Source organism: Streptomyces avidinii, from assembly GCF_014650695.1.
GTDB classification, from domain to species: Bacteria; Actinomycetota; Actinomycetes; order Streptomycetales; family Streptomycetaceae; genus Streptomyces; species Streptomyces avidinii.
Genome location: NZ_BMVL01000002.1, coordinates 59,114 through 70,785 on the forward strand (window position 1 = coordinate 59,114; position 11,672 = coordinate 70,785).

Consider the following 11,672-nt stretch of genomic DNA (forward strand, 5'->3'; position numbering starts at 1 on the left):
GGGCGCCGTCACGGCCGGGACGGTGGTGTGCGGTGTCCTGCCCGTCGCCGGGAACTGCGTCGGCAGACCTATGCGCGAACGGGGACGGCTGAGGCTTCCCGGGACGCCCGGGGCTAGCGGGAGAGGGTGTAACGGAACATGTGCAGGGTCCAGGACGGCTCGGCGGTCGGCTTCGTCGCGTACTGCACGGCCCCCAATGGCCGCGTAGAACGGAGCGGCGTTCGGATCCGAGGCGACGATGAGCTCTGATCGCCCCAGCTCGCTGGACCGCATGTTGCCAGAGAAGCTTGCCGTGGCCCTTGCCGATCTCGTCGGCGTCGACAAAGAGCTTGCCCAGGAGCAGGTCACCGTCCTCGTCGGTGAAGGCATAGAAGCCGAGCCTCTTGCCGTCCTCCTCCAGGACGAAGACCGGGTTGTTCCGGACACGGCGGCAACGGGATGGGGATGCCGTGGGCTGTGAACGTCTCGGTGAGAGAGGCGTACTGGTCGGTGGTCAGCCGGTCGCGCTTCCAGATCGCTTGTGCGGTCTGGGTCGTACGGGCGATGGCGGACCTCAGCCCGCCCGGGCGTCCGGCGCTGAGCTCATCGCCGCGCGGGGCGAAGGCGTCACGGACCTGTCTGTTCAGTGCGCTGAACTCTGCGGCGGAAAGGGCGGGCACGGCGGCATGGTCGTACGCGCCTGATGTCACCGCTGCGGCGGCGGTCTGCCGGATCGCGTCCAGCGTCCTTTCGGACAGCCGGGATGCCGTGGCGACGAAGGCTGCCACCTCGGGCGGAACCATAGACATGGGCCCACCGTAGCCGTTGGACGAGATGGCGGGCCTTCCGGTCCCGGGGCGAGCGACCCGCACCCGCTTCGGGCTGTCGTGGCACCTACCGCGTCCGGCCGGCCCCGGGAAGCAGTTCCCCACCGGCGTACACGGCACCGAAGGCCTTCGCGCGGCGTGGACGCACCGGCGCAGCGCGCGCCGAGGCGTCGTCCGGTTGGGCCGCAACGAGACCGGCGACGTGGCCACGATCATCGTCACCAGCGGCATGCCCGGCGCCGAAGCATGGCGTAGCAGCCATCGGCCGGGCGCTCGTCGCGCTCGCGCGCCCCCGGCACAACGGCCTGCGCCGGTGTGCGACGCCGCCGAAGCGCTGCTGCCGATCCTCGACCCCCTCAGGAGTGTCGGTGATAGGCCTTGTTGGCGATCCGCCAGCCGTCGTCGACACGGGCCAGCAAGAAGATGTCGGTGAACGTGTCCGAGCCGTGCGAGAGCGACATGGTCGCAGTCGCGACGGTGCCGTGGACATCGATGATGTCGATGCGGCGAGACCGGGTCGGTTCGTCGGGGGCCGGTCGGCCTCGGAAGAGAGCGCAGTACTCGTTCAGGGACCACGAGACGAATGCGCCGTCCCGGACGCCTTCGATGTGGGCGGTGGGGAGGAAGGCGGTCCTGAAGTGAGCAGGGTCGCCGGTGGCGTGTCCGCGGATGTAGGCGCGGAGCGGTTCGAGTACGGCGTCCTGCATGGTGGGCACCGTGGCGGTGTCGGACCCGGGGTCGGCAGGGGTGTCGGCCGGATTGGCTGCGCTGCGCAGAGGGGTGTTCGACGCGGCGGCCAGAAGAGACAGGTCCTTGGCCAGCGCGCCGATGGTGAACTCAGCCGTGACCGCTCCCGGCTCGTCGACGAGGAACGGGCGTTTGCGGGCCACGAGCTCGCCGAGCTGGCCGAGTTCGAGGATGTCCAGTGCCTGGCCGCGGGGAAGACCGAGGGCGTCGGACTGCCGCAGTGAGTCGCGCAGCGCGAGGACGGCGCCGGCGAGGCTGTTGTTGGCGATCAGCTTGAGTGAAGCGGCGGTGGGGGCGTCGTCGACGCGCCGCACGGTGCCCAGCGTTTCCAGAACCGGTCGGACTCGATCGAATGCGTCCTGGCAGGCGGCCGCGAGAATCTGCAGGGTGCCGGCCGAGGCAGCAGGCGGAGAGCCGAGCAGGGGCGCGTGGACGTAGGACCCGCCGATTTGCCGGGCCATCTCCGACGCTTCGGCGGGAGCGATGGTGCTGGTGTTCAGCACGATCGTGTCTGCTCGCAGCGAGCCATGGATGTCTTCGAGGACCTGCCGGCAGGCCGGACCGTCGAACAACGCCAGGAGCACGAGGCCGGCCTTCGCCACGGCCTCCTGCGGATCGCTGGTCATCCTGACGGCGCCTGACGTGCGCCCGGAGCATGTCCAGCCGACGACGTCCCGGTCCTTGGCAGCCAGCCGTGTCGCGATCGAGTCGCCCATGCGGCCCATGCCGAGGACGGCGATGGTGTTCGGTGAGGTCATGAGCGCCAGATTGGTGCACGGTGATGGCTGCGACAAGCGCGTATCTCGCAGCCCAGCTCTGCGCAATGCGCACATCGGCTGGTCATGCAGGTGCCATGGAACTGGCCGTGTGGCGGGCTTTCGTCAACCGTGTGTCGGCTTCTTGCGGCCGTCCGGCCGGCCGCCGATCACGGTGTGCATGGCTGTCTGTTTTCATGAAAAAAGCCATGGAGCAGGCATAGGGTCTTGACCCATGAACATAAACGGAGACCCTGGGGATCCTGAGCCCAACGATGTATACGAGATAGGACCGCTGACGTACCGCCAGGGGTTCATCAGCGTCTGGAAGGAACGGCACGGACAGAGGGAGGAAGCGCTGATGCACGACCGCGCGGTTGTCGCCGTGTACACCGGCACCCCGGAGCGGCCGGCCGAACGTGCCCAACTGTTCCGGGCATGGGTGGATGCCAACGAGCTTCCCTCGGTCCTGGCCCATTGGGCCAACATCCTGCGCTGAGGCCAGGATCTCTCCTCGTGCTCGACCTGCCCGGCCGTGACCGTGGTGGACTCCGAGCCGACCCGCCCGTGATCGGCTCGGAGGGGCCAGCCGGGGCGTATCAGCCCAGGACGAGCGGGAACCTCACCGCCGCGTGGCGCAGTTCGGCGCGCTGTGCGTCCGTGGGCGCGTTGCGGCCGGTGCCGACCAGGAGTGCGTCCCGGTCGGTGAACGTGGTGGGGAACGACGCCCCGGCGATCCGCTCCAGCATGGCGCGCGAGCGGGCCATGCTCTCCCCGGGCGGCCGGGTGGGAGCGCCCGGGAGGTGGGCGATCAGGTCGAGGTGGTGCAGCGTCCACTCCAGGACGTACGCGCCGAGGTAGTCGCCCACGGTGAGGACCTCGTCGCGGGTGCCCACCCGGGCCCGCGGATCGGCGAGTCCGGCGGCGCGGCCGGCGGCGGAGCCGACGTCGTCGAGGTGGAACCGGAGCAGGTGCGGGTCCCCGTACGCGGCGGCCAGCCGGACGGTGAGGGCGTCGAGCGGGTCCTCGCCGGTCGGGGGCCGGTCCTCGACGTGCCAGTAGGTCACCGCGTCGACGGTCGGCTCCGTCGTGGCGGGGGTGGCAAGGGTGATCAGGACGTCCTGGGCATCGATGACCAGGTGGCACACGAGGTCCCGCACGAGCCAGCCGGCACAGCCCGACGGCCGTGCGAAGTCCGGGTCCGGGATCTGGGCGACCGCCGCAAGCAACGCCGTCCAGGAACGGGTGAAGAGGTCCACACCGGCACCGTAGTGCGGCGCTGCCGCGGCGGACAAGCGCGGCCATACGGGCCGGCCGGGCGTGTCCCCCGCCGGAATGCTTTGCGTCACGCGAGGACGAACCCGCCTGCGCATGCCGCCATCGGCACTGGGCGCACAGCCATCCCGCTTCGCCCTCCGGACGGTACTTCCACCGGTACCCGGTGACCGGCGGCCCGATGCCGGTGACCGGCTTTGTCGCCGGGATCCGGGCGCACGCGAGGACCGAGACCACGAGCGAGATCGTGTGGCGGGCCGAGTTCCAGCCGTCGGGAATCCCTGCCGCGGACGCGGAAGGCATCGTCGCCGGCGTCTTCGACGGCGGACTGGACCACCTGGCCGGCCTGATCGCAAGGGAGACGGCGACAAGCGACTGACAGGAAATACAACGCGGGCGCCTACGGTCACGCCGGGAGCTGACCACCGCGTCCAGCTGGACAGGGGTGCGCGGCGCCGCCTCGGCCAGGGCCCGGCCGGAGGGCTGGACGCAGGACGGGACGGACGCCTCCGGCGTCGAGGGCCGGGCCGGCATCATCCGAGTAGGAGAGGCCCAAGGGTCGAGGGCCCGGCATCCGGTGTGTTCAGTCGGTGAGGAAGGCGCCTTCGCGGCAAGCACGGCAGACGAAGACGTAGCCCAGCTGGCCGCCGAGGTTCATCGCGGTCTGCGAGGAGATCCCTTCTTCCAGATGCGCCGCGAATTCCGTCGTCCCGGCGCAGGACGGGCATGCGGGCAGTCGGTCGTCCTCAAGGTAGGAGGGGCTGCCTCCGAGTGACCCGAGCACTTCGCGTTGCTTCCCGAATCGTTCTTCGGGTTCCCGCTTCCATCCTGAGCGGGCAAGGTCGTATGCGTCGGGGGCGAGTTCGTCGTGGCCGTCGTGGCCGTCGTTCTCCTCGGGGTCGAGCGTAACGACGTGGGTGCGGATGGCCGAGACGGCGGGCAGCAGCGTCACTCCCGTCTCGGGCACGGATACCGGCTGCAGTTCCTCCCGCGGGAACAGGTAGACCCGGTTCGCGCCGGAAGTCGCGTCCCAGAATTCACATGCGCCGGGGTCGTTCTGGCACACGAATACCGACAGGACGCCGTACTCGACGGGGAGATGGACGAAGAACTGCAACGGCTCTCCGCAGCAGGAGCCGCACATGGGCCAGGTGAATCCTGCAGGAGCCAACGGCAAGCCCCCGGTACGCGGGACGTCCGAATCGGCCGGAGCGGTGCCGTCGTAGATCATCAGAGTTGTCTGCATGGCGACAGGCTAAGGGCTGCCTACGACATGACCGGCTCCGTCATCGGCAGCCCCACCGAACGCCTTCGGCAGGCGCATCGACCAACTCCCGGTCCCGCCCACCGGCGTGCCGAGCGCCCTTGAGAATGCGGTGTCCGGCGCCGGCGCCCGGCGAAGCGGCCTGCCAAGGGTGTGCGGGGAGCGTCCGGGCGCCGCCACGCCCCCACCAACCCACGGCTCCGGCAGCGCCCCTGCCCCTACCAGCAGGCTCGGGCCAGGCCAGGCCCGCCGTCTCGTACGCCGACGACCATTGCGCCCACCCTGCCGCACCCAGCCGGCACCGCCCCGACCAGGACGCTGCCACCGACACCGCGCTGCCTACCCGGCATCACCACCACACCCTCCCCACCGTCACTTCAAGTCGGCTTTGACGCCTCGATGGCCAAGCTCAACAGCCTCAAACGAGCTCCGACCGATGGCCGGCCGCAGCTGGTTGACCTTGGCCTGCCGGCCTTCACCGACCACGCACCACTGATTCAGCCAGGATCGGGAGAGCCCGGATACCGGACCTGATCCTGTTCACCGAGCGGGTTCGGCCTGGCGAAGACTGCGGAACACCTCCGCGGTCGTCCATCCGCGCAGGGTGGCGTGAATCGACGAGCGGAATGCGGCCTCGGCCGTGGTGTCGTCGAGGACCCCGGCCAGTTCGAGAGTCACGAGCCCGTGCAGGGTTGCCCAGATCGACAGGGCGATCGCGGTTGCGTCGCCAGCGAGGGCGGACGCCGTCAAGGCGCGATCGATCGCCGCGAGGAGCGGACGGATCGGGTCACTGGCACCGACCTCTCCCGACGGGTCGAAGGACTGCACACCGCCGAACAGCACCGTGTACAGGTGGCTGTGTCCGCACCCCCAACGACGGTAGGCAACGGCCAGCGCGTAGAGGTCGGCGAGAGGGTCCGCGGACGTCTGCGCCGTCGACAGGTCCTGGAACAGGCCGGCGACGGCTCTGTCGCGCACCGCACCGATCAGCCCGTCCTTACCCCCGAACAAGGAGTACACCGCCGTCGTCGACGCCTCGGCAGCAGCAGCCACGGCGCGGACCGTGACCGACTCTCGCGGACGGGTGGCGAGCATCTCGGTCGCGCACTCCACGAGCCGCTCTTTGACGGCTTCGTCGTTTGTTCTGGGCCTACCCACGGTCAGCAGCCTACCTTCTTTGATAACGTCGTTTTGAAACAGCGTTCTGAAACTGTCGGAGGTCCGCCGTGCCCACGTCCGCCAAACGCCTCGTCCGCCTCACCGGTCACATACTGCTGACCCTGGCCGCCGTCTCGGCGCTGGTCGTCATCTTCCTCGTGCTGATCGCCCTCACGGACGGGGCAGGTTCCGGGCTCGCCGCGTGGTTGACGATCCTCGGAGCCGGGACTGCCCTCGCGCTGTGGCGGGGCCGGCACCGCACCTGGCCGGCGCGGCTCGTGCCGTTCGTGCCGGCGGCCGTAGCGGCGGCGTTGACGGCGACGGTCTGCATCCCGACCGCGCCGACGGCTCGGCGGTACCCGCCCGCGCTGCCGTTCGTGTCCACTCAGCACTGGGACCTGGCCACGGGCAGCCGGGTCGCGGTGTATCACTACCCGCCCGCGAACCCCGGCCCCCGGCACCCCGTCCCGATCGTGTACCTGCACGGAGGACCCGTGCGCGGCATCTCGGTGCAAGACCACCGGTTTCTGCGACTCCTGGCACGCCAGGGCTACGACGTCCACGCCTACGAACAGGCCGGCGGCGGACGAAGCGACCTGCTCTCCATGGACCAGTACACGATCTCCAGGTCGGTCCGTGACCTCGCCGCCTTCGTCGACCGCCTGGACAAGGGCAGGGTCGATATCCTCGGGTTCTCCGGAGGCGGAGTCGTGCTCACCCGAGCCCTGGCCGACCCTGACGTCGCCACACGCCTGCACCGGGCGATCATCGCCGAGCCCGGGCCCATGGACGGCCCCACCGCACACATCACCGGGCACGAGGGCCGAGCATCCGCACGAGGCCTCGCCCCGGCTCCGACCGGACCGCGGTCGACGCACGCCCCCCGGTACGCCGTGGCATTCGGCCTCATGCGACTCGGACTCCTCACCCCCGACACCGGACTGATCGGACAGGCCGAAGGCGACAACGCCTTCACCGCCGCAGACCTCGGCAGCGACACCGCATCCGCGTACTGCGCGCGCGACGCGCACCGCATCCCCGTCGAGGACACCGCACAGAACTTCTCCTTCAGCCCCGCTGCCAGCCTCCGCGTCCAGCAGACAGTCAAGGACTCGCCCTCCATCGCGCCGTTACTGAGGCAGTCGCGGACTCCCGCGATGCTGATGATCGCCGAATGCTCCTCCCAGGTCCGTCAATGGGCGACCGCCATCCTTGCCCATGACCCCGCCATCCAGCGCACGCAGTACATGCCCGGAGTCGGACACCACATGTGGAACGACCTGGACGACAACAACGACCGCGCCGCCGCCGTCATCACTGCGTTCCTCCAGGACACTCCAGCCCCCCTGCCGAACTACCCGACCCATGATGAGATCCCCACCTTCCTGCGCGACCACAAATGAAGACAGGGAACGCGCAAGCCCCGCCCCCACCCGGCGCGTCCTGGACTCACGGGCTGATCCACCCCATGAGAAGCGACCTGCAGCGAGGCGCAGCGACGCGTGCCGGACCCCGCGGCCGGCGCCCTCCTTGACATCCACGCCCTCCTCGATCCACTATTCACTACTCAAATAGTGAAAGGGTGTTTGCCGGGATGATCGAATACCGGATCGACCGGCGCAGCGGGGTTGCCACCTACGTGCAGATCGTCCAGCAGACCAAGCAGGCCTTGCGCCTGGGTCTGCTGGAGCCGGGCGACAAGCTTCCGGCTGCCCGAGAGGTCGTGGAGGCCACGGCAGTCAACCCGAACACGGTGCTCAAGGCCTACCGGGAACTGGAACGCGAGGGCCTGGTCGAGGCCCGGCGGGGCCTCGGCACCTTCGTGCGCAGGTCACTCGGTGCCACACCGAGTGACTCTCCACTGCGGGGCGAACTCTCCGAGTGGGCGTCGCGCGCTCGGACGGCCGGCCTGGAGCGGGATGACGTGGCGGCACTCTTCGCTGTCGTGCTGGACGAGCACTTCGATACCACCGAGAAGGAACAGGATCACCGATGACGAGCAGTGCCATCGAGGCAACCGGGCTGGGGAAGGCGTTCCGTCGGCGCGGCGGGTGGGCCCTGCGTGACTGCACGTTTCAGCTGCCGGCCGGACGTGTCAGTGCACTCGTGGGGCCCAACGGCGCGGGCAAGTCGACGCTGCTCGCCCTGGCGGCGGGGCTGATCGCCCCCAGCGAGGGTTCGGTCACGGTGCTCGGCGGGCACCCGGCCCACGTGCGGCCGCGGATCGGCTTCGTCTCCCAGGACAAGCCGCTGTACGCGCAGCTCACCGTCGCCGAGACGCTCCACATGGGCGCCGATCTCAACCCCGACAGCTGGGACGCGGACACCGCGGAGCGGGTCGCGGCGGGCGGTGGCCTGGACCTCGAAACCCGTGTCCGCTCACTGTCCGGCGGCCAGCGCACCCGCGTGGCGCTAGCCCTCGCCCTCGCCAAGCGGCCGGAACTGCTGCTGCTGGACGAGCCGGTGGCCGACCTCGACCCGCTGGCCCGGCACGAGCTGATGGGCACGCTCATGGCCACGGCAGCGCGGTACGGCACCACCATCGTGATGTCCTCACACGTCATCGCCGAACTGGAGGATTCCTGCGACCACTTGCTGCTGATCGGCGACGGCCGGGTGCGTCTGGCGGGTGACATCGACGACCTGCTCGCCGTGCACTCCCTGATCACCGGGCCCGCACGGGAGGCCGCCACCGGCGCCGACTTCGACCTGGCCCCGCACACCACGGTGGAATCCCGTATCACCGGTCGCCAGGTCACCGCCCTCGTCCGCCCCGCAGGGCCGTTGCCCGTCGGCTGGCAGACGAACGACCTGTCCCTGGAAGCGCTGGTCCTCGCCCACCTGCGCAACCCGGCGGCGCCCCCGCTCACTCTCGGCCAAGCTTCCGCTTCCGCCTCCGATTCTGCTTCCGCTTCCGCTTCTGATTCCACATCTGCTTCCCCCACGTCCCAGGAAGCGACTTCCGCCTCCGCCATGCCCCAGGAGGAGCCCGCATGACCGCCGTTGCCCCCACCGCTCCCCCGGCCACCCGGCATCCGTCCCCCGCGCCCCGTCTGACCCGGTGGGTGCTGCGCCTGCACCGGCCGGCGCTGTGCGTCTGGGTCGGCCTCGTGGTCGTACTCTCTGCCGCGCTGCTGTGGCTGGGCGGCCCGCTCACCGACGCCTCCGCGGCGGCGTGGGAGCAGTACAACGCGTGTGCCGGGGCGTCGAAGTGCGCCTACGACCAGCCCGCGATCATCCGCTACAAGGAGGTCTACTCCGCCACCACCTTCGCCGTCCTCGCCCTCCCCTTCCTCGTAGCCGCCTGGGCCGGAGCCACACTGACCAGCAGGGAACTCGAAACGGGCACCGCTCAGCTGACCTGGGCCCAGTCGGTTTCCCCGGTGCGCTGGCTCACCACCAAACTCGCCCTCCCGGCCACCCTCGTCGTCGCAGGCGCCGGGCTGGTGGTCGCGCTGCACCACCTTGCCTGGTCGGCCGGGAAGGGCCGCATAGACACCGCCAAGTCCTGGTCCGACGTCTCGACCTTCTACTCGGGCGGGCCGCTCACGGTCGCCCTGGCCCTCCTGGGCCTCGTCGTCGGAGTCCTGGTCGGTCTGCTCTGGCGCCGCTCCCTGCCCGCCCTCGGCATCTCCGTCGTCGCCACGACCGGCGTGTTCGCCATCGTCCACACGGCACTGCCCTACCTGTGGCCCAGCGTGACCCAGGTGCGCAACCGGGTGCAGGGCGCTCCGTCAGGCGCGGGGATCGCGGTCGACGAGGGCATCCTCACCTCCACCGGCGCCCGACTGCCGAACCCCTACTGCGGCGGCGACGTCTTCCCTGACTGCCGCGCCACGTACGACAAGCTCGACGCCGTCGGCTACTACCGCGACTTCCACCCCCTCGCCCACTACTGGCCGCTCCAGCTCATGGCGACGGCCCTCACCTGCGCCATCGTCGCCGTACTGATCTTCGCCGCGTACCGCGTGCTGAAGAGCCGTACGGGCGGCACCCCGCGCGGCGCGAGCACCACCGAGTGAGCGCCGCCCTGCGGCTCGTAGGCACTGCCTCGTAGGCACCGGCTTGTAAGCACTGCCGCGTGAGTGCCGCCGTGTGAGTGCCCGTCTACGCCGTCCCCGGCCGCCCTGGCGAATCGGCGAACCGGCGGGCGGTACGAAGCCCCAGGTCAGGCGGGGGCCGGTCGCCTGGCACCGGCCCCGCGATCGCGCCTGCCCTGGCGCCTGCCATCGCGCCGTGAGACCCGCGCGGCATGTGTCCGGCCCCGCGCACGACGCCGCGGTGATGACGTCCGGTCCCCGGCCAACAGCGGTGCCGCCACAGCCGTCGCCGTCACAGAGAACACCTCGCGCGCCGGCACGTAGTCGGGTTCACCGACACCGGGGGAACGCGCACCGCCGTCACGGACCGGCAGCCGGCAGCCGGCTCCCGGCTCCCGGCTCCCGGCTCCCGGCTCCCGGCAGTCACCGTCGCTGTCGCCGGACCCTGCCACGCCTCTCAAAGCCGTGATGCGAACGCCTCTGGAAGCCCTCCGGTACCGGCGGCACTCTCCCGCCTCCCCCTCACCCCACCCCCACCCTCACGTCGTCATGCCCTCATGCCCTCACCTCTTCTTCAAAGGTTGATGCCTGATGTCGCAAGCTGCTCGGAAACAGGTGCCTCGATCTCGCTCCGCAGCCAAGCCCTTCGGCGGCGGACGACGGTGGGACCGGCTGGTACTGCTGGCGTGCGCGGCGTCGGCACTCGTGGTGGGGCTGGCGTCTCCCGACCACACCTCGCAGAAGGTGTGGGGCCTGGTCGGCGCGGCGGGATACGCCTGTGCGGCCCTGGTCGCGGCGCGGTCGTCCACGCCGTGGGCCCGCACTCCCGCCGTGGTCGCCGTCACCGGTGCGGCGGCCATCCCGCTGCTGTACCTGTCGGTGATCGGCAGGGCGCAGATGGAAGTCGGCGTCGTGGAACGGGCGGCCGACCTGCTGTTCTCCACCGGAGCTCCATAGGACCCCGCGCCGCACGCCGTACGGGACTTCAATCCCTACCTTCCCGGCATGGCGCTCTTCGGGATACCGCACCTGCTGTTCGGTGACACCCCGTTCGCCAGCGCCCGCGTGTGGTTCCTCGTCGGGTTCCTCGCGGCCGTAGCGGGAGCCGTGCGGGTGCTGACCGGGGGCGGGAGCCTCGCTATTGAGCGCACCGGGAGATGAGCTACCGATGACGGCACCACGTTTCCGTGTCCGGAGCGCCGGGAAACACCGTGACGCCGGGTGCGTTCCTGGTGACACGTGAGCGGGCTCCTGCTCCGGCGGCCCGGGTCGGACGAAGAAGGGGGTGCTATGACCCAGGGATGGAAGATCACGGTCGTGGTGCTGGCGGTGGTGGGGGTCGTCTCTACGCCGCTCATTTGGTTGCTGAACAGTCCTGGTGCGGGGGAGCTGGCCGGGGCTTCCATGCAAGTGGCCGTCGGTCTCGCTGCCTTGTTGTGGGCACTGTTCCAGCAGCAGTCCTCTGCCGGGCCGACGGACAGGGCCGAACGGACCGGCAAGGCGAGCCGCGGGGGCATCACGGGTATCAAGCGGCGTGGCGGCCGGGGCCGTGGCTCCGCCACCGCCAAAAAGACAGGAGATGCGAGCGGCCCAGGCTCGCTCTCAGGCATCGAATACACGGACTAGG

13 protein-coding genes and 1 pseudogene are annotated in these 11,672 nt (G+C 70.2%); 9 read left to right on the forward strand and 5 right to left on the reverse strand.

All coding sequences use genetic code 11. The annotated features are described in order from the left end of the window. Positions 1 to 292: 292 nt before the first annotated feature. Positions 293 to 400 (reverse strand): annotated as a pseudogene (locus IE257_RS39290) (hypothetical protein); the annotation flags it as partial. A gap of 762 nt (positions 401 to 1,162) precedes the next feature. Continuing rightward, positions 1,163 to 2,311, reverse strand: coding sequence for a nuclear transport factor 2 family protein (locus IE257_RS04395; protein WP_189966114.1), 1,149 nt, complete (start codon positions 2,309 to 2,311; stop codon positions 1,163 to 1,165). 232 nt (positions 2,312 to 2,543) lie between these two features. On the opposite strand from IE257_RS04395, the gene IE257_RS04400 reads away from it, so the two are divergent. Then, positions 2,544 to 2,807 carry a hypothetical protein gene (locus IE257_RS04400; RefSeq protein ID WP_189964917.1) on the forward strand — a complete coding sequence of 88 codons (264 nt, stop codon included), beginning with the start codon at positions 2,544 to 2,546 and terminating at the stop codon, positions 2,805 to 2,807. A gap of 100 nt (positions 2,808 to 2,907) precedes the next feature. Here the strand turns inward: IE257_RS04400 and IE257_RS04405 are convergent, their stop codons facing one another. Next, positions 2,908 to 3,567: a maleylpyruvate isomerase N-terminal domain-containing protein gene (locus IE257_RS04405; protein WP_189964918.1), complete on the reverse strand. Its 660-nt coding sequence runs from the start codon at positions 3,565 to 3,567 to the stop codon at positions 2,908 to 2,910. A 203-nt stretch (positions 3,568 to 3,770) separates the two neighbouring features. Between IE257_RS04405 and IE257_RS04410 the strand changes: the two genes are divergently transcribed. Continuing rightward, positions 3,771 to 3,962: an SRPBCC family protein gene (locus IE257_RS04410; RefSeq protein WP_189964920.1), complete on the forward strand. Its 192-nt coding sequence runs from the start codon at positions 3,771 to 3,773 to the stop codon at positions 3,960 to 3,962. A 204-nt stretch (positions 3,963 to 4,166) separates the two neighbouring features. On the opposite strand, the gene IE257_RS04415 is transcribed toward IE257_RS04410, so the two are convergent. Further along, the gene (locus IE257_RS04415) at positions 4,167 to 4,814 is read right to left on the reverse strand and encodes a hypothetical protein (RefSeq protein ID WP_189964922.1); all 648 of its coding nucleotides are present in this window, start codon (positions 4,812 to 4,814) and stop codon (positions 4,167 to 4,169) included. Positions 4,815 to 5,387: 573 nt separating this feature from the next. After that, a complete protein-coding gene (locus IE257_RS04420) occupies positions 5,388 to 6,005 on the reverse strand; it encodes a TetR/AcrR family transcriptional regulator (RefSeq protein ID WP_189964924.1) in 618 nt (205 codons plus the stop codon). A 68-nt stretch (positions 6,006 to 6,073) separates the two neighbouring features. Between IE257_RS04420 and IE257_RS04425 the strand changes: the two genes are divergently transcribed. The 7 genes from IE257_RS04425 to IE257_RS04450 all read left to right on the forward strand — a co-directional run bounded on the left by IE257_RS04425 (position 6,074) and on the right by IE257_RS04450 (position 11,671). Beyond that, positions 6,074 to 7,408: an alpha/beta hydrolase gene (locus IE257_RS04425; RefSeq protein WP_189964926.1), complete on the forward strand. Its 1,335-nt coding sequence runs from the start codon at positions 6,074 to 6,076 to the stop codon at positions 7,406 to 7,408. A gap of 191 nt (positions 7,409 to 7,599) precedes the next feature. Continuing rightward, entirely contained in the window at positions 7,600 to 8,001 is a 402-nt protein-coding gene (locus tag IE257_RS04430; protein ID WP_189964928.1) for a GntR family transcriptional regulator, read from the forward strand. Then, positions 7,998 to 9,002, forward strand: a complete 1,005-nt coding sequence (locus tag IE257_RS04435; protein WP_189964930.1) for an ABC transporter ATP-binding protein — start codon at positions 7,998 to 8,000, stop codon at positions 9,000 to 9,002. Before IE257_RS04430 ends, IE257_RS04435 begins: the two co-directional genes overlap by 4 nt. Further along, a complete protein-coding gene (locus IE257_RS04440; protein ID WP_189964932.1) occupies positions 8,999 to 10,027 on the forward strand; it encodes an ABC-2 membrane transporter-related protein in 1,029 nt (342 codons plus the stop codon). Before IE257_RS04435 ends, IE257_RS04440 begins: the two co-directional genes overlap by 4 nt. A gap of 633 nt (positions 10,028 to 10,660) precedes the next feature. Further along, positions 10,661 to 11,002 (forward strand): hypothetical protein, encoded by a 342-nt coding sequence (locus IE257_RS37840; protein WP_229920109.1) that lies wholly within the window; start codon positions 10,661 to 10,663, stop codon positions 11,000 to 11,002. A 48-nt stretch (positions 11,003 to 11,050) separates the two neighbouring features. Continuing rightward, positions 11,051 to 11,206, forward strand: coding sequence for a hypothetical protein (locus tag IE257_RS37845; protein WP_229920110.1), 156 nt, complete (start codon positions 11,051 to 11,053; stop codon positions 11,204 to 11,206). A 129-nt stretch (positions 11,207 to 11,335) separates the two neighbouring features. Continuing rightward, positions 11,336 to 11,671: a hypothetical protein gene (locus IE257_RS04450; RefSeq protein WP_189964933.1), complete on the forward strand. Its 336-nt coding sequence runs from the start codon at positions 11,336 to 11,338 to the stop codon at positions 11,669 to 11,671. The last annotated feature ends 1 nt before the right edge of the window (position 11,672 follow it).

Bases quoted from the DNA above. Each gene is read 5' to 3' on its own strand.
- IE257_RS04395 (WP_189966114.1), bottom strand. From the start codon at position 2,311: ATGACCTCACCGAACACCATCGCCGTCCTCGGCATGGGCCGCATGGGC.
- IE257_RS04400 (WP_189964917.1), top strand. From the start codon at position 2,544: ATGAACATAAACGGAGACCCTGGGGATCCTGAGCCCAACGATGTATAC.
- IE257_RS04415 (WP_189964922.1), bottom strand. From the start codon at position 4,814: ATGATCTACGACGGCACCGCTCCGGCCGATTCGGACGTCCCGCGTACC.
- IE257_RS04430 (WP_189964928.1), top strand. From the start codon at position 7,600: ATGATCGAATACCGGATCGACCGGCGCAGCGGGGTTGCCACCTACGTG.
- IE257_RS04435 (WP_189964930.1), top strand. From the start codon at position 7,998: ATGACGAGCAGTGCCATCGAGGCAACCGGGCTGGGGAAGGCGTTCCGT.
- IE257_RS04440 (WP_189964932.1), top strand. From the start codon at position 8,999: ATGACCGCCGTTGCCCCCACCGCTCCCCCGGCCACCCGGCATCCGTCC.
- IE257_RS37845 (WP_229920110.1), top strand. From the start codon at position 11,051: ATGGCGCTCTTCGGGATACCGCACCTGCTGTTCGGTGACACCCCGTTC.
- IE257_RS04450 (WP_189964933.1), top strand. From the start codon at position 11,336: ATGACCCAGGGATGGAAGATCACGGTCGTGGTGCTGGCGGTGGTGGGG.